Source organism: Massilia sp. MS-15 (genome assembly GCF_020176695.1).
Lineage (GTDB): Bacteria > Pseudomonadota > Gammaproteobacteria > Burkholderiales > Burkholderiaceae_D > Telluria > Telluria hydrophila.
On record NZ_JAIWIA010000059.1, the window covers coordinates 12,646 to 34,179 of the forward strand.

24 protein-coding genes are annotated in these 21,534 nt (G+C 67.5%); 8 read left to right on the plus strand and 16 right to left on the minus strand.

The features are described from left to right. The 5 genes from LCI23_RS18915 to flgL are packed head-to-tail and all read left to right on the plus strand — an operon-like array spanning position 1 to position 5,504. The gene (locus tag LCI23_RS18915; protein WP_224948005.1) at positions 1–1,110 is read left to right on the plus strand and encodes a flagellar basal body P-ring protein FlgI; all 1,110 of its coding nucleotides are present in this window, start codon (positions 1–3) and stop codon (positions 1,108–1,110) included. A 21-nt stretch (positions 1,111–1,131) separates the two neighbouring features. Beyond that, positions 1,132–2,097, plus strand: a complete 966-nt coding sequence (gene flgJ / locus LCI23_RS18920; RefSeq protein ID WP_224948006.1) for a flagellar assembly peptidoglycan hydrolase FlgJ — start codon at positions 1,132–1,134, stop codon at positions 2,095–2,097. Continuing rightward, complete coding sequence (locus LCI23_RS18925) at positions 2,094–2,300, plus strand: hypothetical protein (protein WP_224948007.1); 207 nt, start codon at positions 2,094–2,096, stop codon at positions 2,298–2,300. The genes flgJ and LCI23_RS18925 overlap by 4 nt, the downstream gene beginning before the upstream one ends. 18 nt (positions 2,301–2,318) lie before the next feature. Further along, complete coding sequence (flgK, locus tag LCI23_RS18930; RefSeq protein ID WP_224948008.1) at positions 2,319–4,280, plus strand: flagellar hook-associated protein FlgK; 1,962 nt, start codon at positions 2,319–2,321, stop codon at positions 4,278–4,280. Positions 4,281–4,298: 18 nt separating this feature from the next. Then, positions 4,299–5,504, plus strand: coding sequence for a flagellar hook-associated protein FlgL (gene flgL, locus LCI23_RS18935; protein WP_224948009.1), 1,206 nt, complete (start codon positions 4,299–4,301; stop codon positions 5,502–5,504). A 12-nt stretch (positions 5,505–5,516) separates the two neighbouring features. Here flgL and LCI23_RS18940 read toward each other — a convergent pair whose 3' ends face one another. The 14 genes from LCI23_RS18940 to fliF form a co-directional block, all read right to left on the minus strand. After that, complete coding sequence (locus LCI23_RS18940) at positions 5,517–5,930, minus strand: hypothetical protein (RefSeq protein ID WP_224948010.1); 414 nt, start codon at positions 5,928–5,930, stop codon at positions 5,517–5,519. A gap of 93 nt (positions 5,931–6,023) precedes the next feature. Next, positions 6,024–6,857: a flagellar biosynthetic protein FliR gene (gene fliR, locus LCI23_RS18945; RefSeq protein WP_224948011.1), complete on the minus strand. Its 834-nt coding sequence runs from the start codon at positions 6,855–6,857 to the stop codon at positions 6,024–6,026. Positions 6,858–6,870: 13 nt separating this feature from the next. Continuing rightward, the gene (gene fliQ / locus LCI23_RS18950) at positions 6,871–7,140 is read right to left on the minus strand and encodes a flagellar biosynthesis protein FliQ (protein ID WP_224948012.1); all 270 of its coding nucleotides are present in this window, start codon (positions 7,138–7,140) and stop codon (positions 6,871–6,873) included. 9 nt (positions 7,141–7,149) lie between these two features. Beyond that, on the minus strand, positions 7,150–7,890 hold the full coding sequence (fliP, locus tag LCI23_RS18955) for a flagellar type III secretion system pore protein FliP (protein ID WP_224948013.1): 741 nt from the start codon (positions 7,888–7,890) through the stop codon (positions 7,150–7,152). Next, the gene (gene fliO, locus LCI23_RS18960) at positions 7,880–8,416 is read right to left on the minus strand and encodes a flagellar biosynthetic protein FliO (RefSeq protein WP_224948014.1); all 537 of its coding nucleotides are present in this window, start codon (positions 8,414–8,416) and stop codon (positions 7,880–7,882) included. The genes fliP and fliO overlap by 11 nt, the downstream gene beginning before the upstream one ends. A 122-nt stretch (positions 8,417–8,538) precedes the next feature. Continuing rightward, positions 8,539–8,976, minus strand: coding sequence for a flagellar motor switch protein FliN (fliN, locus tag LCI23_RS18965; RefSeq protein WP_224948015.1), 438 nt, complete (start codon positions 8,974–8,976; stop codon positions 8,539–8,541). 54 nt (positions 8,977–9,030) lie between these two features. Beyond that, the gene (gene fliM / locus LCI23_RS18970) at positions 9,031–10,017 is read right to left on the minus strand and encodes a flagellar motor switch protein FliM (RefSeq protein ID WP_224948016.1); all 987 of its coding nucleotides are present in this window, start codon (positions 10,015–10,017) and stop codon (positions 9,031–9,033) included. Between the two features lie 12 nt (positions 10,018–10,029). Further along, complete coding sequence (fliL, locus tag LCI23_RS18975) at positions 10,030–10,569, minus strand: flagellar basal body-associated protein FliL (RefSeq protein WP_224948017.1); 540 nt, start codon at positions 10,567–10,569, stop codon at positions 10,030–10,032. A 117-nt stretch (positions 10,570–10,686) separates the two neighbouring features. Further along, entirely contained in the window at positions 10,687–12,264 is a 1,578-nt protein-coding gene (locus LCI23_RS18980; protein WP_224948018.1) for a flagellar hook-length control protein FliK, read from the minus strand. Positions 12,265–12,280: 16 nt separating this feature from the next. After that, on the minus strand, positions 12,281–12,721 hold the full coding sequence (fliJ, locus tag LCI23_RS18985) for a flagellar export protein FliJ (protein ID WP_224948019.1): 441 nt from the start codon (positions 12,719–12,721) through the stop codon (positions 12,281–12,283). A 50-nt stretch (positions 12,722–12,771) separates the two neighbouring features. After that, positions 12,772–14,163: a flagellar protein export ATPase FliI gene (gene fliI, locus LCI23_RS18990; RefSeq protein ID WP_307727743.1), complete on the minus strand. Its 1,392-nt coding sequence runs from the start codon at positions 14,161–14,163 to the stop codon at positions 12,772–12,774. 105 nt (positions 14,164–14,268) lie between these two features. Then, positions 14,269–14,967, minus strand: a complete 699-nt coding sequence (locus LCI23_RS18995) for a flagellar assembly protein FliH (protein ID WP_224948020.1) — start codon at positions 14,965–14,967, stop codon at positions 14,269–14,271. Continuing rightward, positions 14,967–15,971 carry a flagellar motor switch protein FliG gene (gene fliG, locus LCI23_RS19000; RefSeq protein ID WP_224948021.1) on the minus strand — a complete coding sequence of 335 codons (1,005 nt, stop codon included), beginning with the start codon at positions 15,969–15,971 and terminating at the stop codon, positions 14,967–14,969. Before fliG ends, LCI23_RS18995 begins: the two co-directional genes overlap by 1 nt. After that, a complete protein-coding gene (fliF, locus tag LCI23_RS19005; RefSeq protein WP_224948022.1) occupies positions 15,964–17,670 on the minus strand; it encodes a flagellar basal-body MS-ring/collar protein FliF in 1,707 nt (568 codons plus the stop codon). The genes fliG and fliF overlap by 8 nt, the downstream gene beginning before the upstream one ends. Before the next feature lie 185 nt (positions 17,671–17,855). Here fliF and fliE point away from each other — a divergent pair, with 185 nt between their 5' ends. Together fliE and LCI23_RS19015 are read left to right on the plus strand one after the other, a co-directional pair. Continuing rightward, a complete protein-coding gene (gene fliE, locus LCI23_RS19010) occupies positions 17,856–18,218 on the plus strand; it encodes a flagellar hook-basal body complex protein FliE (RefSeq protein WP_224948023.1) in 363 nt (120 codons plus the stop codon). Between the two features lie 224 nt (positions 18,219–18,442). Further along, complete coding sequence (locus tag LCI23_RS19015) at positions 18,443–18,799, plus strand: hypothetical protein (RefSeq protein WP_224948024.1); 357 nt, start codon at positions 18,443–18,445, stop codon at positions 18,797–18,799. A gap of 29 nt (positions 18,800–18,828) precedes the next feature. On the opposite strand, the gene LCI23_RS19020 is transcribed toward LCI23_RS19015, so the two are convergent. Together LCI23_RS19020 and LCI23_RS19025 are read right to left on the minus strand one after the other, a co-directional pair. Continuing rightward, positions 18,829–19,977: a diguanylate cyclase gene (locus tag LCI23_RS19020; RefSeq protein ID WP_224948025.1), complete on the minus strand. Its 1,149-nt coding sequence runs from the start codon at positions 19,975–19,977 to the stop codon at positions 18,829–18,831. Positions 19,978–20,222: 245 nt separating this feature from the next. Then, the gene (locus LCI23_RS19025) at positions 20,223–20,684 is read right to left on the minus strand and encodes an Rrf2 family transcriptional regulator (RefSeq protein ID WP_224948026.1); all 462 of its coding nucleotides are present in this window, start codon (positions 20,682–20,684) and stop codon (positions 20,223–20,225) included. Between the two features lie 189 nt (positions 20,685–20,873). On the opposite strand from LCI23_RS19025, the gene LCI23_RS19030 reads away from it, so the two are divergent. Further along, entirely contained in the window at positions 20,874–21,503 is a 630-nt protein-coding gene (locus tag LCI23_RS19030; RefSeq protein ID WP_224948027.1) for a response regulator transcription factor, read from the plus strand. Positions 21,504–21,534 lie beyond the last annotated feature (31 nt).

A 21,534-nucleotide genomic window follows, 5' to 3' on the forward strand; every position in this document is an offset into this window, starting at 1 on the left:
ATGCCTTCCAAGCTTAGCTCCTTCGCCATCCTCTGCCTGGCCCTGCTGGGTGCGGCGCCGGCCGCCCAGGCCGAGCGCCTGAAGGAACTGGCCAGCATCGCCGGCGTGCGCGAGAACCAGTTGTCCGGCTACGGCATCGTGGTCGGCCTGGACGGCACCGGCGACCAGACCAGCCAGACCCCGTTCACCGTGCAGTCGATCCAGGCCATGCTGCAGCAGAAGGGCATCAACCTGCCGCCGGGCACCCAGCTGCAGCTGAAGAACGTGGCGGCCGTGATGGTCACCACCTCGCTGCCGGCGTTTGCCCAGCCGGGCCAGACCATCGACATCACCGTGTCCTCGATCGGCAACGCGAAGAGCCTGCGCGGCGGCACCTTGCTCATGACGCCGCTGCACGGCGCGGACGGCCAGGTGTACGCCATGGCCCAGGGCAACGTGCTGGTAGGCGGCGTCGGCGCCCAGGTGGCCGGCGCCCAGGTGCAGGTGAATCACCTATCGGTAGGCAAGATCTCGGCCGGCGCCACCGTCGAGCGCGCCGTCGCCTCGACCCTGGGCGCGGACAACCAGATCCGCCTCGAGCTCAAGCAAACCGATTTCTCCACCGCCGCGCGCGTGGTGGAAGCCATCAACGACCAGTTCGGCGCCGGCGTCGCCACCGCGCTCGACGGCCGCGTGGTGCGCGTGCGCACCCCGTCCTCGAGCGACCAGCGGGTGGCCTTCATCGGCCAGCTGGAGAACATCGACGTCAGCCGCGGCAAGGATGCGGCCAGGGTGGTCATGAACGCGCGCACCGGTTCGGTGGTGATGAACCAGGCCGTGATGCTGGACGACTGCGCCATCTCGCACGGCAACCTCACCGTGACCGTGGGCAGCGACACGAGTGTCAGCCAGCCGGCCCCGGGCTCGCTGGGCGCCACCGCCGTCACCCAGACCCCGAGCGTGGAGGTCAAGAAGGATCCGGGGCGCGTCCTGATGCTCAAGGGCGGCGCCTCGCTGGCCGACGTCGTCAAGGCGATGAACGCGATCGGCACCACGCCGCAAGACCTGCTGGCCATCCTGCAGGCGCTCAAGTCGGCCGGCGCACTGCGCGCCGAGCTCGAGATCATCTAAACGACGTCCGGACCGCACATCATGATCGGCTCGCCTACCACTGACCTGACCAGCAAGTTCGCCCTCGACACCAAGGGCCTGGGCGAACTCAAGCAATCGGCCAAGGCCGGCTCTCCGGCCGCGCTGAAGGAGGCGGCCACCCAGTTCGAAGCCATGTTCATCAACATGATGATGAAGAGCATGCGCGACGCCAGCCCGCAGGACGGCATGCTGGACAACCAGCAGACCAAGATGTTCACCTCGATGCTGGACCAGCAGATGAGCCAGAACATGGCCAAGCGCGGCATGGGCCTGGCCGACGTGCTGACCCGCCAGCTGAGCGCGAACGGGATGGGGGCGCAGGCGCTGGCGATCGGCGCCGATGGCTATCCGGCCGCGGCCGGCAAGGCCGCCGCCGCGGCCCAGGGCCTGGCGCCGCTGGACGGCAGCATGCGCCCGGGCATGGATGCGGCCACCATGCTGCGTACCGGCGCCGGCCAGCCGGGCGCGCCGGCGCTGGCGCTGACCACCGCCAGCGGCCGGGTGCAGGCCCCGCACGTGCGCGCCTTCCAGGAAAAACTGCATGCCCACGCGGCCGAGGCTGAACGCGCCACCGGCGTGCCGGCCAAGTTCATGCTGGGCCAGGCCGCGCTCGAAAGCGGCTGGGGCAAGCGCATGATCCGCAACGCCGACGGCAGCAACAGCCACAACCTGTTCGGCATCAAGGCCGGCCCGGGCTGGAAGGGCAAGGTCGCCACCGCCGTCACCACCGAATACGTCAACGGCCGTCCACAGACCAGGGTGGAGCGCTTCCGCGCCTACGATTCGCCGGCCGACTCGTTCAAGGACTACGCCAACATGCTGTCCAGGAATCCGCGCTATGAGAAGGTGCTGGCCAGCGGCGCCGACGCCAGCGCCTTCGCCCACGGCCTGCAGCGCGCCGGCTATGCGACCGACCCGCAGTACGCGGCCAAGCTGACCCGCATCATCAAGCATTCGCTGGCATGAAGATCAGCCAACGACTCCGTAGGGTGGGCGGGTCTCCCGCCCACGCGGTGATCGCCGACGGCTCCGCGCTCGCGCCGGGCGTTCTTGCTGCTGACAATCACCGCGTGGGCGGCGTAGCCGCCCACCCTACGGCCAAGGCGAACGTCGATCACCGCACGCAGTCACCAGTCAAGTTTTCCGAAAATCTGCCGTTGTTAGACTAGTCAGAGAAAGAAAAGCACATGTCCCTCCTCAGCATCGGTAAAAGCGGGTTGTTCGCCGCCCAGGCGGGCCTGACCACGACCGGCCACAACATCGCGAACGCCAACGTGGCCGGCTACAGCCGCCAGTTGGTGCAGCAGGCCACCGCGCCGATGCTCGACCAGGGCTACGGCTTCCTGGGCACCGGCACCCAGGTCGCCCAGATCAAGCGCTACAGCGACGAGTTCCTGAACGGCCAGGTGCGCACCGCCCAGGCCGGCGCCAGCGCGCTGGACGCCTATTACGGCCAGATCCGCCAGATCGACAACATGCTGGCCGACGCCAGCGCCGGCCTGTCGCCGGCCATGCAGGAATTCTTCAGCGGCGTGCAGGACATGGCGGGCGACCACGCCTCGGTGCCTTCGCGCCAGGCCATGCTGTCCGGCGCCGAGGCGCTGGCCACGCGCTTCCAGGCGATGGACAACCGGTTCCAGGAGATCCGCGAAGGCGTCAACAGCACGATCCAGTCGAACGTGACCTCGATCAATGCCTACGCCTCGCAAATCGCCGACCTGAACCGCCAGATCAGCACCTATTCCTCGAACGACCGCAAGGTCCCGAACGACCTGCTCGACAAGCGCAACCAGATGGTGCTCGAGCTGAACACCCACGTGAAGACCAGCGTGCGCCCGGGCGACAACAATACCCTGACGGTCTCGATCGGCAACGGCCAGCCGCTGGTGGTGGGCGAGCAGACCTTCCAGCTGGCGGCGGTGCGTTCGGCCTTCGACCAGGCCCGCCTGGAAGTCGGCTACGTGGTCGGCGGCAATGTGGTGCCGCTGGGCGACGCCGCCATGGCGGGTGGCGAACTGGGCGGCGTGCTCGAGTTCCGCAGCAAGACCCTGGATCCGGCCCAGAGCGCGCTCGGCAAGGTCGCGATCGGCATGGCGCTCGAGTTCAACGCCCAGCACCGCCTGGGCCTGGACCAGCGCGGCAACCCGGGCGAGAACTTCTTCAGCGTGGCGCGCGCCTGGACCGGCGCCCACGAGCGCAACGCCACCACCAGCGACACCGCGGTCGACGCCGTCGTGAGCGATCCTGCGCAGCTGAAGGACAGCGACTACGAGGTGCGCTACGATGGCGCCGGCTTCGACGTGGTGCGCCTGTCGGACAAGAAGGAAGTGATCTCGAACTATGTGCCGGACGGCTTGCCGGTGAGCGCCGACGGCATCGACTTCAACATCACCAGCACCATGGCGGCAGCGGGCGACCGCTTCCTGGTACGGCCGACCATCGGCGGCGCCGCCAACTTCAATACCCTGGTCAAGGACCCGGCCATGATCGCCGCCGCCGTGCCGGTGGCCACCAGCGCCGAGGTCACCAATGGCGGCAATGTCAAGATCAGCGCCGGCACGGTCGATGCGCGCTTCCTGGCCACGCCGCCGCCGCTGCCGATCAACCTGGTCTACGACAGCCTGACCGGCAGCCTGAACGGCTTCCCGGCCACCATGCAGGTCGATATCGTCGGCCGCGACGGCGTCGCCAAGCCCTCGGTGCTGCCGCCGGTTACCACGGTTCCCTACGCGGATGGCGACACCTTCACCGTGGGCGGGGTCAGCTTCACCCTGAGCGGCAGCCCGGCCAACGGCGACCGCTTCGCCATCGCCGGCAACGGCGGCGGCGTGGGCGACGTGCGCAACATCGGCAAGCTGGGCGAGCTGCAGACCAAGAATATTTTCAACGGCAACAACGCCACCCTGCAGGGCTCCTACGCGCAGCTGGTCAGCACCGTCGCCAACAAGACGCGCGAAGTCCAGGTGACCGGCGAGGCCAGCAATACGCTGCTGTCGCAGGTCCAGACCTCGGCACAGGACGTCTCGGGGGTCAACCTGGACGAGGAAGCGGCCAACCTGATCAAGTACCAGCAGGCCTACCAGGCGGCCGGCAAGATCATGCAGATCGCCGGCACCATCTTCGACACGCTGCTGTCGATCGGCCGATAACGAACGCGGAGCACCATCATGCGCATCAGTACCCTTTCGATCTACGGCAACGCCACCAGCCAGCTCAATTCCCTGCAGAGCGCGCTGGCGCGTACCCAGGAACAGCTGGCCACCAACCGCCGCGTGGTCTCGCCTTCGGACGATCCGATCGCCTCGGCGCGCGCGCTGCAGGTCGGCCAGTCGCTGCAGATGAACGAGCAGTTCGCCACCAACCGCTCCTCGGCCCGCTCGGCCCTGGGCATGACGGAAGGGGCGCTGCAAAGCGCCGGCACCCTGCTGCAGGACATCCAGGAACTGGCGGTGCGCGCCGGCAGCGGCATCCTGCAGGCCAGCGACCGCGAAGCCCTGGCCACCGAACTGGAGGGCCGCCTGGCCGACCTGATGGGCGTGGCCAACAGCAGCGACGGCAACGGCGGCTACCTGTTCTCGGGCTACCGCACCACGACCCAGCCGTATGCCAGCGTGCCGGGCGGAGCCCGCTACGACGGCGACCAGGGCCAGCGCCAGATGCAGGTGGCGTCCTCGCGCAAGATCCCGCTGTCGGTGCCGGGCAGCACCGTGTTCGACGCCAACCCCACCGGCAACGGCCGCTTCCAGACCACGGCCGCGGCCACCAATACCGGCACCGGCGTGGTCTCGACCGGCTCGGTGACCGGCCCGGCCGGCCCCGGCGGCTACAATTTCTCGGTCAGCTTTTCCAGTGCCGGCACCTTCGACGTGTCCGACACCTCGGTGGCGCCGCCGGTGGTGATCCTGCCCAACCAGACCTATACCTCGGGCGCCCCGATCTCCTTCGGCGGCGTGAGCTTCGAGATCAAGGGCGACCCGGCGCCCGGCGACAGTTTCACGGTCGGTCCGAGCGCCAGGGAATCGGTGTTCACCACGGTGAGCGACATGATCACGGCCCTGCGCGCGCCGGGCGACGACGCGGCCGGCAAGACCGCGCTGTCCAACAGCCTGAACAAGGCGATGGGCACCCTCAGCTCGGCCCACGACAATATCCTCACCGTGCGCGCCTCGGTTGGCGCCCACCTGAAGGAACTCGACTACCTCGACGGCGCGGGAGACGACCTCGGCATCCAGTACAAGGCGACCCTGTCGACCCTGGAAGACCTGGACGTGGTGAAGGCGATCTCGGATTTCTCGCGCCAGCAGACCACGCTGCAGGCGGCCCAGATGTCGTTCAAGACGATGTCGGGGCTGTCGCTGTTCAACTACCTGTAAGGGCAGGGCTGCTCAGCGTACCCTGGGCCAACCCGGCGCCAGCAGCTCGACCGCTTGTCCGGGCATGGTCTCGGCCGAGAGGAAGAACCAGTCGTGGTTCGCCAGCCGGACCGCGACCCCCGGCACCGCGAAGGCGGCGGCCAGGCCTGGCGTGAAGAACTGCTGGGGGCCGAGCTCGTAGCTGGCGCCCTCCAGCAGGATGACCAGCCGCGAGCCGGTGGCGTCGATCGTGGTGTACTGCCCCGACAGCTTGCTGATCTTGCAGCGCCCGGTCTGCATCAGGCCGCCCAGCGAGCGGGCATAGACGAATGCGAGCTCCCTGCCTTCGCGCTGCCATTGGCGCAGCTGCGCCGCGCCTTCGCCTTGCGCGTCCAGTTCCCCCAGCAGGCCCTGGTCGGCTGGCTGCAGTGTCACCGGTTGGCCCATGTCTGTCCTCCTGTTGATGTCATGCGTTGGTTCAGGCCGAGTGTATGCAGAAGCGGCGCGTGCCGCAAGCCATGCGCGCGGCTGGTACCACCCCTACGGGGCAGGAACCGGTATCGGCGCAGCGGGGGGCGGCGGTGCCGGGCGCGGCGCGGCGGCACGCGGCACGGCGCGCCCCGCTTCGATGCCGGCATTGAACATGTTCACGATCGGCATGCCGAGATAGGGCATGGCCAGGCTCAGCGTCAGGAAACCGACCCCCAGCGTGACCGGAAAGCCGATGCCGAAGATGTTCAGCTGGGGCGCGGCGCGCGTCAGGATGCCGAGCGCGACGTTGGTGATCAGGAGCGCGGCGATGACCGGCAGCGCCAGCTGCAGGCCGCTGGAGAAGATGCGTCCGCCCCAGCGCGCCAGTTCCAGCGGTCCGTTGCCGGAGAAGGGCGTGGCCGCGATCGGCATGGCATGAAAGCTTTCCGCCAGCGCCGCCAGCAGCACCAGGTGGGCGTTCACGGCCAGGAAGGCCATGGTCGCCACCAGCGCCAGGAACTGGCTCACCGCCGACGAGCGGCCGCGCGAGTTCGGGTCGAAGAACACGGCGAAGCCCAGGCCCATGGTCATGCTGGCGATTTCGCCCGCGTACTCGATGGCGGCGAACACGATGCGCATGGCGAAGCCCATCGCCAGCCCGATCAGCAATTCCTTGGCCAGGATCAGCAGGCCGCCCCAGGAGGTCGGGTCGATGGCGGGAATGTCGGGCACGGTGGGCGCGATGACCGAGGCCAGCAGCACGCCGAGGGCGACCTTGACCGACATCGGCACGCCGGTATTGCCGAACAGGGGCGCCGACGCCACCAGGCCGAGGATGCGCGTGAGCGGCCACAGCAGCCCCGCGATCCAGGCGTTCATCTCGCCCGTGCTCAAGCTCAGCAAGGCAGCGCTCCGCCTAGCCGATCATGCCGGGGATGCCGGTGAACACCCCGCGCATGTAGTCGAGCATGGTCGACAGCATCCAGGGCCCGGCCACCACCAGGGCGATGAAGATCCCGACCAGTTTCGGGATGAAGGACAGGGTCGCCTCGTTGATCTGGGTCGCGGCCTGGAAGATGCTGATGATCAGGCCGATGATCAGGGCCACCAGCAGCAGCGGCGCGGCCACCATCAGCGTGACTTCCATCGCGGTGCGGCCCATGGTCATGACGGTTTCCGGAGTCATGCGCGCCCCCTAGTAGAAGCTCTGGGACAGCGAGCCGATCAGCAGTTGCCAGCCGTCGACCAGCACGAACAGCATCAGCTTGAAGGGCAGCGAAATCACGGCCGGCGACATCATCATCATGCCCATCGCCATCAGCACCGAGGCCACCACCATGTCGATGATCAGGAAGGGGATGAAGATCGCGAAGCCGATCTGGAAGGCCGTCTTCAGCTCGCTGGTGACGAAGGCCGGCACCAGCACCCGCAGCGGGATGTCTTCCGGGCCCTGCAGCGCGGGCGAGCGCGAGATCTTGACGAACAGGGCCAGGTCGGACTGGCGGGTCTGCTTGATCATGAATTCCTTCAGCGGCACCACGCCGCGCTCCAGCGCCTCGCCCATCTGCATCCGGTTCTCCTGCAGCGGCAGGTAGGCTTCGGTGTAGATGCGGTCGAACGTGGGACCCATCACGAAGAAGGTCAGGAACAGGGCCAGGCCCACCATCACCTGGTTCGGCGGCGCGGTGGCCGTGCCGATCGCCTGGCGCAGCAGCGACAGCACGATGATGATGCGGGTGAACGCCGTCATCATCAGGAGCGCGGCCGGCAGGAAGGTCAGCGCGGTCAGCAGGATCAGGGTCTGGACCGGCAGCGAATAGGCGGTGCCGCCGCCCGCCGCCGGGCTGGTGGTGAAGGCCGGAATGCCGGGCTGGGCCAGCGCGGCCAGCGGCAGCAGCGCCGCGGCGGCCACCAGCAGGAGTCGTTTAGTTCGCATTGCGTTGATCGATCGTGTTCTTGAGCCACTCGCCGAAGCTGGCGGCGGCGGGCTGTCCGGCCGCGGGGGGCTGCAGGGCCGCGCCTTCGCCGCGCGGCATGGTGGCGAGCGCATTCACGCGGCCGGGCGAGGCGCCGACCACGATCCACTGGTCGCCGACCTCGACCACCATGATGCGTTCGCGCCCGCCAAGGCTGAGTCCGCCCACCAGGCGCACGTTGGCGCCGCCAGCCATGGCGCGCGGCGCGAAGCGCTTCAGGAACCAGGCCAGGCCGAGCAGCAGGCCGAGCACCAGCACCAGGGCCAGGATGGTCTGCAGCAGGCTGCCGGTGCTGGGGGCGCCGGCCGGCATGGCGACCGCGGGCGGACGCTGGACCGGAGCGGGTGTCAGGGCCGGGGCGGTGGCTGGACGGCCGGTGGTGGTGGCCCCAGGCTGCAGCGGCTGGGTTTCCTGGGAAGCAGGAGCCGGGACGGGAATCGGCGCGGCCTGCTCGGCCATCGATGGCCCTGCCCAGATACCCAGCACGAGCGCAGCCGCGCACCGTAGGGTGGGCGGCTTCGCCGCCCACGCGTCCAGCCAACGCCACCATGGACGCACCTGTACGATATGGCCACCCCCACCCGCCCACCCCACGCCGTTGCTCGAGCTCATTTATTCAATTTTCTGATCCGTTCCGATGGCGTAATGATATCAGTCAAGCGAATCCCGAACTTGTCGTTCACGACCACGACCTCGCCCTGGGCGATCAGGCAGCCATTGACCAGCACGTCCATCGGCTCGCCGGCCAGGCCGTCGAGTTCGACCACGGAGCCCTGGGCCAGCTGCAGCAGGTTCTTGATCGCGATCTTGGTGCGCCCGAGCTCCACGGTCAGCTGGACCGGGATGTCGAGGATGAAGTCGATGTCGTTCGGGGTGTCGTTGCGCGCGCCCTTGTTCGAGAAATCCTTGAACACGGCGGCCGTGGCGGTGCTGGCCGCGGTCTGCTGCTGGCGCTCGAGCGCGGCCGCCTCGGCGGCGGCCTGCTCGGCGATCGCGGCGCCCCAATCGTCGTCGAGACCGCTCTGGTCGTCCTGGGTATCAGACATGGTGTCCTCCTGTTGCGCGGCCGCCGTCATCAGCGCCGCGACGCATTGCATGAATTAGGTTTTGTTGAAGTTGTCGCTGTTGGCGAGCAGTTTCTCGACCTTCAGCGCGTACTGGCCATTGAAGACGCCGTAGCTGCAGTCCATCACCGGTACCCCGTCCACCGTCGCCTGCAGCATCTCCGGCACGGTGATCGGGATGATGTCGCCGATCTTCATGTTCAGGATCTCGTCGAAGTTGGCGCGGCCTTCGCCCAGCACCGCCACCAGTTCGACCTCGGCGGCCTGGATCTGCTGGGTCATCAGGCGCACCCAGCGCTTGTCCACTTCCAGCGCCTCGCCCTGCAGGCTGGACGTGAGCGCGTCGCGGATCGGCTCGATCATCGAGTAGGGCATGCAGAAGTGGATCTGGCCCGACACCGATCCCAGCTCGACCGTGAAGGTGCAGGACACCACCACCTCGTTCGGGGTCGCGATGTTGGCGAACTGGGTGTTCATCTCGGAGCGGATGTACTCGAACTCGATCGGGTACACCGGCTCCCACGACTTGGTATAGGCCTCGAACACGATGTCCAGGATGCGCAGGATGATGCGCTGCTCGGTCTGGGTAAAGTCGCGCCCTTCCACGCGGGTGTGGAAACGGCCGTCGCCGCCGAACAGGTTGTCCACCAGCAGGAACACCAGGCCCGGGTCGAACACCATCAGCGCGGTGCCGCGCAGCGGCTTCATGTGGATCAGGTTGAGGTTGGTCGGCACCACCAGGTTGCGGATGAACTCGCTGTACTTGGAGACCCGCACCGAACCCACCGAGACCTCGGCGCTGCGGCGCAGGAAGTTGAACAGGCCAACCCGCAGGTACCTGGCGAAACGCTCGTTGATGATCTCGAGCGTCGGCATGCGGCCGCGCACGATGCGCTCCTGCGTCGCCAGGTTGTAGGTGCGGACTCCCGAGGTGTCTTCAGGCGCCGCGATGTCGTCCTGATCGCCGTTGACCCCCTTCAGGAGGGCATCGACTTCTTCCTGTGAGAGGAAATTATCGGCCATGGTGCGTCGGGCTTACTGGATGATAAACGAGGTAAACAAGACGTCGGTCACGTCCTGTTCGTCGCCTTCCTTGACGAAGGGCTCGCGCACGACGGCGCCGATCTCGGCGGCGAGCTGCTGCTTGCCCTCGAGCGTGCTGATCTCCGAGGCCTTCTTGCTCGACAGGAGCAGCAGCACGCGGTTGCGCACGATCGCCATGTTGTCCTTGATGAGCTGGCTCTGCTCGGCGCCCTCGACCTGCAGGGTGAACTGCACCTGCAGGTACTGCTCGCCGTTCTCCGGCTGCAGGTTGACGGTGAAGGCTTCGATCGGCAGGTATTCCGGCTTGGCGTGTTCGTCCTTTTTCTTCTTCTTTTTCTTGGCATCCTTGGCCGGCTCCTCGTGCGCGGCCGCGTCGCCCGCGCCCAGGAAATACCAGGCCGCAGCGCCGCCGCCGCCCAGCAGCAGCACGGCCGCAATGGCGATCACCATCAGCTTTTTCTTGGATCCGGCAGGGGCGGAAGGGTCCGCGTCGGCTTTCGGGTCCGCTTTCGATTTCGGATTGGCTTTCAAGATATTCAGTGCCTAAATAAGTGCCTAACAGAATGTATCGGTCATTATGCATTATGGCGGCCGGGCCAGTCCCGGCAAGCCCGGAAAAGAGCCGATAAGCAACGCCTATCCACGCGATCAGGCAAATGTATCGACCGCGCCGCGTTCGCCCAGCACGACGGTGCGTGCCACCGGAACCGCGGTCTCGCCAGTGTCGCCGGCATCGCCGGCATTGCCGCCGCCCGCCAGGCGGCCCGCGGCAGGCGCGTCGCGGCGCTCGCCGTCCCAGGACTGGCGGCCGTCCGGCGTGCCGGCGTCGACGGTGGCGTTACCGAGCGCGATGCCGCTCTCGCTCATCATCTCGCGCAGGCGGGGAAGGGCGTTTTCCAGGGCCTGGCGCACCTCCTGCTGGCTGGACGAGAAAGCCACGCTGGCGCCGTCATTGCCCACGTTCAGCACCACCTGCACCGGGCCGAGGTCCGGCGGATTCAGGGTGAGCGTTGCGGCCTGTTCCTTGCCGACCATGTAGACGATGCGCTGGCTGACCTGGTTGTCCCAGGCCTGGGTACCGAGACGGGCCGGGATGCGGTCGCCCGGCATGGCGGGCGCCCCGGCCAGGGTTTCCAGCCTGGATACCTGGGCCTGCAGCTGGGCCGCCGCAGGCGCCGGGGCGGCCGCCTCCACGCTGGCCCTGGCTTCGGCGGCGCGCGCCTGCGCCTGGGCCGCCAGCCTGGATGGATCGGCCTGGGCGGCCGGGTTGGCCTGGTTGCCCACGCCACCCTGCTGCGGGTTGCGCGCCTGGCCGGCATCGGCCTGCGCCGCATGGGTGCCTGCGGCCGGCTGCGAAGCCGGGCCCCGGGTGGCGTCATCCGCCATGTCCGGCAGCGCGAAGACGCCTGCCTGGCCCTGGCCGATCTCGTCAGGCTGGTCTGGCTGATCCGGCTGGTCCGCGGCGCCTGCCTGCGCAAGGGCCGGCTGCTGGCCGCTGGCCTGCTGCGTCACCATGGCGCCGGCCAGCGCCGTTGCAGCGGCCTCGGCTGCAGGTGGGGCGGCGGGGGCGGCCGCGCCGGCCTGGGTGGCGAGCATGGCCGCGAGCGCCGCCTGTGCGGCCGCGCCGTCGGCAAGCGCCGCCAGGGCGGGTGCAGCATCGGCTGGCGGCAGTGCGGCCGCGTCGGCTTGCGTGGCCGCCGGGTCCGCCACCGCGGCCGGGGCTGGCTGGGTGGACAGGCCCAGGCTGGCCATCAGGGCCAGCATGTCGGTGGCCGGGCTGGACGCCGCCTGCGCAGCCGCTTCCGTTGCCGCTTCTGCAGCCGATTCCGCTTGCGCGGCGGCGCCATCCCCGGTGGCCGCGTCGGTCGCGGAACCGGACTTGCCGGCCGCGGCGGATTTGCCGGCCGGCGCGTCGCTTGCGCGGGCGGATTGCGTCGATGCCTGGCTGGCCTGATGCGGCGCCGGCGCCGCGTTGCGCTCGGCCGCTTGCTGCCTTGGCGGCGCGGCCGGCTTGCCCGCTCCCGCCGCCCTGGCGCTGGCCGGCGCCGGCGCCGTGTTCGCCGCCGGTGCCTGTGCCGCAGTCTGGCGCTGCGCGATCTCGCGCGACAAGGTGGCGCCGAAGCCGCCATCGGCAGCCTGGGACGGCGTGCCCGCGTTGCCGCGCGGCGCCTGCGCCGGGGCCGCGCCGGTCAGCTGGAAGGGAAGGGAAGTGGTCTGCATCGTCATGAAAGGTCCGCCTGGTTCAGCGTTTGTAGCGGGCGCCACGGGCCGCGTGGTCGTCCATCAGTTTCTGGTCGCGCTTGTTCTCGATCGCCAGCGCCTCGGCCGCCGCACGCTCGTTCAGCGTGCGGTAGGACAGGCGCTTGCGCTCGCTTTCCTGCCATGCCTTGCGTTCCACCTCCGCCTTGTACTTCGCATGCTTGATGACCTCGCGCTGGCCCGTGATCGCGTTGTCCAGCTTGCCGATGAAGGCGATGAAGTTGTGATACGCGAAAGGCGTGATGCCGGCCATCTGGGCCGCGTCGAGCTTGCGCACGTATTCGTCCCGGTAGCCGTCCAGCATGCCCAGTTTCTGTTCCGCCTCGTCCACCGCCTGCAGGGCCGTGCCGAGGCGCTTGGCGATCGCGTCGGAATCGCGCTGCGCAAGGTCGATCAGGGTCTCGAGGGCGGAAGAATTGGCCATGTCAGGGTCACACTAATGAGCAGAGTATAGTTCTGCCCGGCACTATTCCATCACTGGAACAGAGAGGTCAATTGCCCCAAACTCTCCAGCATGCCCGCGTTGTCGTGGATTTCCTGGCACAGGAAGGCTTCGATCTGCTCGTGCTTGGCGATCGCCTGGTCCAGCACCGGGTCGCTGCCGGCGGCGTAGGCGCCCACGCTGATCAGGTCGCGCGAACGCTGGTAGCGCGAGTACAGCTGCTTGAGCTTGCGCGCGGCCAGCTGGTGCTCGTGGGTGGTGATGCCGTGCATGGCGCGCGAGATCGACTGTTCGATGTCGATCGCCGGGTAGTGGCCGGCCTCGGCCAGGTGGCGGTTCAGCACGATGTGGCCGTCCAGGATGCCGCGCGCGGCGTCGGCGATCGGGTCCTGCTGGTCATCGCCCTCAGACAGCACGGTGTAGAAGGCGGTGATCGAGCCGCCGCCCTCGACGCCATTGCCGGCCCGTTCCACCAGCACCGGCAGCTTGGCGAATACCGAGGGCGGATAGCCCTTGGTGGCGGGCGGCTCGCCGATGGCCAGCGCGATCTCGCGCTGCGCCATCGCATAGCGGGTCAGCGAATCCATGATCAAGAGGACGTTCTTGCCCTGCTCGCGGAAGTGCTCGGCGATCGCGGTGGCATAGGCCGCGCCCTGCAGGCGCATCAGGGGCGGCGAGTCGGCCGGCGCGGCCACCACGGCCGAGCGGGCGCGGCCTTCCGGCCCGAGGATCTGCTCGATGAATTCCTTGACTTCGCGGCCCCGTTCGCCGATCAGGCCGACCACGATCACGTCGGCCGTCGTGTAGCGCGCAATCATGCCCAGCAGGACCGATTTGCCGACGCCGGTACCGGCGAACAGGCCGAGGCGCTGGCCGCGGCCCACCGTCAGCATGGCGTTGATGGCGCGCACGCCCACGTCCAGCGTTTCCGAGATCGGCGCGCGGTCGAGCGGGTTGATCGGGCGCGCGTTCAGCGGGCCGACTTCGTCGGTGCCGAGCGGACCCTTGCCGTCGAGCGGGCGGCCGGCGCCATCGACCACCCGGCCCAGCAGCTGCATGCCGACCGGCAGGTGGCGCGCGCGGTCGCTCGGACGGCGGCGCGGGTGCTGCACGCTGCCCGGCTTCGGCAGCGCGGTTTCGACCGGGAACACGCGCGAGCCGGGCACCACGCCCTCGACATCGCTCTGCGGCATCAGGAACAGGCGTTCGCCCTCGAAGCCGACGACTTCGGCCTCGATCTTCTGGCCGTTGGCCACCGGGATGGTGCAGGCGCTGCCCACCGCCAGCTTCAGGCCCACGCATTCCATGACCAGGCCGGCCACGCGCGTGACGCGGCCCGAGACCTGCATGGGTTCGGCGAAGCCGACCAGGGCGTCGCAGTCCTTGATGAAGGATTTCCAGCGTGATGTATGGCGATCGGTCATGTCGTAGGGTGGGCGGCTTTGCCGCCCACGCGGTGATACGTGCAAGTGAATATGTCGTAGTCGCGCCACGGATGGTTGAACGCGTGGGCGGCACAGCCGCCCACCCTACGAAAGCCAATCAACATTACTTTGGAGCGCATGGGTCAGGCGCCCCCAGCGCGCCTGCGCCTGCGCATCGATCTGGTTGCTGGCGGTATCCACCTTGCAGCCGCCGCGCGCGAGCGAGGCATCGTCGACGATGCGCCAGCCGCCCTTGAGCAACTCCTGGCCCATGGCCTGGCGCACGATCTCGGCGTCCTCCGGGTGCAGCGTGAGGGTGGCCGGCTGGGCCAGCACGGGCAGGTAGCCGATCGCCTCCTGCACCACCGGCAGGATCAGTTCCGGACGCACGTCGAAGGCCGTGCGCACCATGCCGCGCGCCAGGCGCAGGGCCAGTTCCAGCACGTCGTGGGCAATGGTTTCGTCGGCCTGCACCACGGCGTCGCTGAAGGTGGCGGCGATGCTGCGCAGGTGGGCCAGTTCGGCCTCCGCTTCGAGCCGGCCGGCGCGCTCGCCCTCGGCATAGCCTTCGGCATGGCCGGCGGCGCGGCCTTCCTGCAAGCCCTCGGCATAGCCTTCGGCGCGCGCGTTCTCGCGGATCGCCTCCAGCTCCTCGAGCGTGGGCAGGGCCACGTGCTGCACGATCTGCACCGGTTGCGCGGCCGGCGCCTGCGCGGCGCGGCGCGCCTGCGTGCTCGGGCGCTCGTCGCCGAACGAGGTCATTTCCCAGCGCTGGTAAGCGCTTTGCTGTTCCTTTGGAATCATCAGATGAACGAGTCCTCGCCTTTACCACCCAGCACGATCTGGCCTTCGTCCGCCAGGCGGCGCACGATCTGCAGGATCTGCTTCTGCTGGGACTCCACCTCCGACAGGCGCACCGGACCCTTCGACTCCAGGTCTTCGCGCATCATTTCGCTGGCGCGCTGCGACATGTTCTTGAAGATCTTCTCGCGCAGGTCTTGCGAAGCGCCCTTGAGCGCGATGATCAGCATGTCGGATTGCACTTCGCGCAGCAGCAGCTGGATGCCGCGGTCGTCGATGTCGAGGATGTTGTCGAACACGAACATCTCGTCCATGATCTTCTGCGCCATGTCGTTGTCGTAGTTCTTGATGTTGTCCATCACGGCCGCTTCCTGCTCGCCGCTCATGAAGTTCAGGATCTCGGCCGCGGTGCGCACGCCGCCCAGCGAGGATTTCTTGATGTTCTCGTTACCCGATAGCAGCTTGGTCAGCACGTCGTTCAGCTCGCGCAGGGCGGCCGGCTGCACGCCGTCCAGGGTCGCGATGCGCAGCACCACGTCGTTGCGCAGGCGGTCGGTGAAGTGGGCCAGGATCTCGCAGGCCTGGTCGCGCTCGAGGTGCACCAGGATGGTGGCGATGATCTGCGGATGCTCGTTGCGGATCAGTTCCGCCACCGACGGCGAATCCATCCATTTCAGGCTCTCGATGCCCGAGGCGTCCTTGCCGCCCAGGATGCGGTTGAGCAGCACGGCGGCCTTGTCGTCGCCCAGCGCCTTGGTCAGCACCTGGCGGATGTACTCGTCCGAATCCAGGCCGACGGTCGAATGCAGGTTGGTCTCTTCCACGAAGGACTCCAGCACCTTCACCACGTCGCCGTGCTGCACCGACTTCATCTGGGCCATCGCGGCGCCGAGCTTGAGCACTTCGCGCGGGCCGAGGAACTTCATCACCTCGGCCGCTTCCGCTTCGCCCAGCGCCAGCATCAGGATCGCCGCCTGGGTCACGCCATCCTTGTCCTTGTCACTCATTTGATCCCAACCATGCTTTCACAACGTTAGCAACGATCCGCGGGTCCTTCCGGGCCAGGTCCTGCGCCATCTGCAGGTTCGCCCGGTAGCCCTGGTCGCGGCGTTCGATTTCCTGTTCCTCGAGTTCCTCTTCGGCGGCCGTGGCGCCGGTTTGCGCCTTGCCATCCTTTTCCTCCTCGGCCTGCTCTTCGTCCGGATCGGGCGGGACCGCGGTGACCTCGTCGAACTTCTTGATCGCCGGGCGCATCAGCGGCAACAGGATCCGGTAGTAGAGGAAGGCCAGCACCGCGAACAGCAGCAGGTACTTGCCGATCTCCTTGGCCAGCGGCAGGTTGGCCGGGTCGCGCCACCAGTCCAGGCCAGGGGGAGTGTCATCCGGGCGGTCCACGCCGTCGAACGGGGCATTGGTCACGTTCAGGGTGTCGCCGCGGTTCTGCGAATAGCCCATCGCCTGCTTCACCAGCTCGTTGATCTGCGCGACCTCGTTCGCGGTGAGCGGCTTGACCACGACCTTGCCGGTCTTCGGATCGATCGAGCGGCGGTAGTTAACCACCACGCCCACGGTCAGGCGCTTGATGCCGCCCATCGGACGCTGCTCGTAGCGGATGGTCTTGTCGACTTCGTAGTTGGTGGTGGCGTCCTTGCGGGTCGGGCCGGCGGCCGGGGCCGCGCCCGCGGCGGGTGGCTGGCCGTCGATCGGCGCCGTGGCCACGCCCGGCGGCTGGTTCGACAGCGCGCCCGGGATGCCGGAGGCGCCCGGGCCGGCCTGGCTCGACTCCGAGGTCTGCTGGCTGCGGATCGCCTGCGGCTCCGGCGGCGAGTTCGGCTTGTACATCTCGGCCGCGGTATCGACCTGGGCGAAGTCGATCTCGGCGGTCGCCTCGGCGCGCACGTTTTCCTTGCCCACCAGCGGCGCGATGATCGATTCGACCTGCTTGATGATGTTCTGCTGGACCTGCTCGACGTACTTCAGCTGGGTGGCGTCCAGGCCCTTGTTGCCGGCCGCCTTGTTACCGGTCTCGGACAGCAGGTTGCCGTTCTGGTCGACCACGGTGACGTTACCGATGGTGAGTTCCGGTACGCTGGAGGCGACCAGGTGCACGATGGCGCTGACCTGGCCCTGGTCGAGGGCGCGGCCCGGTTGCAGGTTGAGCAGCACCGAAGCGGTGGGCTTTTGCTGGTCGCGCACGAACACGGAGGGCTTGGGCAGGGCCAGGTGCACGCGCGCCGCGCTCACCGAGCCGAGCGACTGGATCGAGCGCGCCAGTTCGCCCTCGAGCGAGCGCTGGTAGTTCACCTGTTCCAGGAACTGCGAGGTGCCCAGCTTCTGGTTCTCCATCAGCTCGAAGCCGACGTTGCCGCCCTTGGGCAGGCCCTGGGCGGCCAGCTTCAGGCGCAGGTCGTGGATCTGTTCGGCCGGCACCAGGATCGCGCTGCCGCCTTCGGAAAACTTGTACTTGACCCCCATCTGGTCGAGCGAGGCGGTGATCGCGCCACCGTCGCGGTCGCTGTAGTTCGAGAACAGCACGCGGTATTCCGGCGCCTGGCTCCACATCCACAGCGCCGCCATGATGGCAACCACGAGGGCGATGCCGCCGCCGAGCGCGACCCGCTTGCCCATCGTGGTCTGCAAAAAGCCCTGTTTCGCGTCCTGGCCGGACGCTGGGGTGTCGATCAGATCATCAGCAACTGCTGCCATGGTGTCGGTTGGTGTCGAGGAGAGGGGGAAATCGGAGATTAAACCGCATTATGAAGCCGTGAGGCAACATTCAAACCCCGAAACAGGATGGGAAATGCCCGCTTCTTCGGGGGAGGAATGTGCATGGGCACTGATAAGCTGACAGCCTGAACAAAGAGTACGTCCCCGACACGCAGGAGTGAACGATGAGTATTGGTGGAATCGGCGGAATCGACAGCAGCCGCATCCAGGCAATGATGGAACAACTGAAGGCCGCGGCGAGCAAGCCGGCGGCCAGCCCGCTTGCGCCTGCCGGCCCGGCGGGCGGGGTGGCCCAGCCTGCCAAGCTCGACTTTGCCGATGCACTGAAGAGCTCGCTCCAGGAGGTCAGCAATACCCAGAAGGCGGCGCAGGAACTGGGACAGCGTTTCGTGATGGGGGATGATACCGTGAGCCTGTCCGATACGATGATCGCGATGCAGAAATCGAGCCTCGCTTTCCAGGGAACGGTGCAAGTACGCAACAAACTGGTGTCAGCCTATCACGACATCATGAACATGCAGGTGTAAGCCTGAATGCCGTTCAGTTAAGGGGGCGTAGCGTGGGCGGCTGCGCCGCCCACGCGGTGATAGTTAGCCGATGGAAAGCCGTACGGGATGATTTCGCCACAGGTTGACTACAAATACTCCCAGCACTGCTTAACTGAACGTCATTCAGGTGTAAGCCTGCCAATGTGCATTTGCTGCTGAGCACGATCAGAAGGGGCCGGCAGCAGCGCAGCTATGCTCCGGGGATGACACCTCGCACCAGAGCGCCTGCTCCCGGGAAGTCGCCCGGCAAACGCGCCAACACACCCTCCGCAACGGGCACCGCTCGCGACGATACCGGGCCACTGCCGCCGGCCGCCGGCGCCGTCGCCTTCCTCATCCTGCTGCTGTTCGGCGCGCTGGCGCTGCTCGCGCTCAGGAACCTCTTCATCATCGTCTTCGTCGGCACGATTTGCCACAAGAGCTCGGGCTGCGCCAGCTGGTCCGCAAGGCCATGGGACATCGGCTGGGAAACGGCAGGTACCGTGATGAGCCTGTTCTTCTCGGTGATGATCTGCCGGGGCTGTATCCAGGCGATCGGCCGGGTGGGCGATGGCGACTAGGTTTCCGGCACGGGCCACACGCCAAGTGCTCAGTGTGCAGGCGAAATTGCAGGCGCAATCGCCATACTGCGGGCGTCCGCCCTCGAACACGCCGCCTTCACGCGGTTGCGCCCATCCTGCTTGGCCGCATACAAGGCCTCGTCGGCGCCGGCCAGCAGTTGTTCCCAGCTGGCGTGATGCGCCGACAGGCAGCCCAGTCCGACGCTGACCGTCACCCTGAGCGTTTCGCCGTCGAGCAGGTGCGCGGTCGCTTCCACTTCGGCGCGGATGCGCTCCCCATGGAGCAGGGCACTTTCCTCGCTGACGCCGGGGAGGATGCACAGGAATTCTTCGCCGCCCAGCCTGCCGACATGGCCGGCCTCGCCCACGGCGCGCTGGCAGGCCTCGACCACAGCCTTCAATACCTGATCCCCGGCGGCATGCCCGAAGCGGTCGTTGACGCGCTTGAAATGGTCGATATCGATCATCGCGAAGGCCAGTCCGGCGCCCTGGCGCCGCGCGCGCTCGAAGGCGTGCGCCGCTTCCTTTTGCAGCCAGGCGCGGTTCGGGCAGCGGGTCAGCGCGTCATGGCTCGCATCCCATTCCAGGCGTGCCTGTACCGCGAGGGAGGCGGCGCGCAGGCCGGAAGTGATCCGCATCTGCAGGAAAGCCACGGCCAGGCCGGCGCCATAGATCAAGCCCACGCTGGCCAGTTCCGACAGCGGGCCGCGCAGCAGGCAGCCAAACAGGAGCAGCGTCGGCGGCAGGGCGATCGCCAGGAAGCCGGCGCCGCTGCCGGCAATGAAGGGAATCAGGAACAGGCCGATGAGGATGCTGCCGCTGCCCTGCGACAGGCCGCCCTCCAGTTGCGCCATTGCCAGGATGACGCCGGCCGAGAGCATCCAGTGGACCCAGCATGCGCGCCCCTGGGCGGTCCAGGGAAGGCCGCTGGCCCAGAAGGCCGGGGCAGCCAGCGCCGCGAACAGCAGGCGGGTCAGGCCCGACTGGACAGCATTGGCCGGATCGAGCAGCAGGTCCCAGCCGGCATAGAGGACGACAAGCAGCGCCAGTCCTGGGCCGACGCGGGGCAGCAGCCGGGCAAGCTCGGCTTCGGTCCGCTGGCGCACGAAGTCAGCCTCGTGGCGCGACGGCGCGCCATGCCCGGACAGGGGCAGGGAAATCAGACGGGAAATCATCATCTTCGTTGATGAAACGCGCAAGATACCGCCACCGATGCCTTGCACTTATGCTATTGGGATACTGGTATGGTAGACGGGAAACGATCTGCCCGGATCGTGGAGACTGCTTAATTGTCAATAATGATGCGTATTTACAACTAAGCGAGGCGACCATCGCGATGCGGCGGTTCATGGCGAACCACCGTCTGCCTTGACACTAATCAAGCACTAAGCAAGCACTAAGCAAGCACTAAGCGCGGGCTCGACTACGCCGGCTCGGTTTCCTTGCGGTGGAAGGAGACGGGAATGCTGCCGTCGCGCGGCGCCGGTTCCGGCAGCAGCGAGGCCAGGGTATGGCGGTCCAGCTCGGCAAGGTAGGCTGCCGTGGCATTGGTCAGCACGCCCTTGAGTGCGCAATCTCTCACCAGCCCGCACGGGTTGCCGGCCGGATCAAAACATTCGGCCATGTAGAAATCGCTCTCGCTCTGGCGCACCACGGCGCCGATGTTGATCTCCTCCGGCTTGTGCGCCAGGCGAAAACCGCCGTTGCGGCCGCGGATGGTCTCGATCACGCCGTTGCGGCCCAGTTCGTGCACCACCTTCATCAAGTGGTTTTTCGAGATGCGGTGCAGGTCCGCGATTTCCTGGATCGTCACGAGGCGTCCGGGGTTGCTGCCCAGATGCAGCAGGGTCCGCAAGGTATAGTCGGTGAAGGAAGTCAGGCGCATGATCGGGCAAGTATATCCCAAGCGCCGTGGCCGTGGACGATACCCGCAATGTGGCATATATGCATATGGACCAGTTATTACAAACCATTACTTGCCTTGTTGTTCTTGTCGTTTCAATATGTCGGGATTCGGGCCGCGCCCATGCGCCGGCCACCATCCGCAGCCGTATGCCGGAGCAAGCACATGCACATGATCTCTTCTTCCATCCATATCATGCATGCCGACCCGATCGTGACCGTCGGGCTGCATGCCGTCCTGGCCGGCCAGCCCGGCCTGCGCGTGACCAGTCACCTGCAGCAGCCCGAGGCGCAGCGCGTGGCGCGTGTGCTGGTCACCGATTACGATGCCGGGGTCGCGCTGGCGCGCCAGGCCGCAGCTAGTGCCGGTCCCGGCATGCCGCCGGTGGCGGTGCTGGTGGTGACCCAGTACGACAAGGAATGGGAAGTGCGGCTCGCGATGGAGGCCGGGGTGGCCGGCTACCTGCTGCAGTCCTGCGGCACCGACGAACTGGTGCACGCGGCCGGGCAGCTGGCGCGCGGCCAGCGCTACCTGAGCGAATCGATGACGCGCAGCGTGGCAGACAGCCTCACGCGCGAAGCGCTGACCGGGCGCGAGACCGACGTGCTGCAATTGCTGGCCCAGGGCTGCTGCAACAAGTCGATCGCGCGCAAGCTGGGCATCGGCGTGGGCACCGTGAAGACCCATGTGAAAGGCGTGATGAGCAAGCTGGACGCGACCGCGCGCACGCATGCGGTGGTGGTGGCCACCCAGCGCGGCCTGATCCGGCCCGGGACGGGTGGCGCGGCCGCCGCTTCCTGAGCGGCCGTTCCCTGGGTTGCCTGCTGCGTTG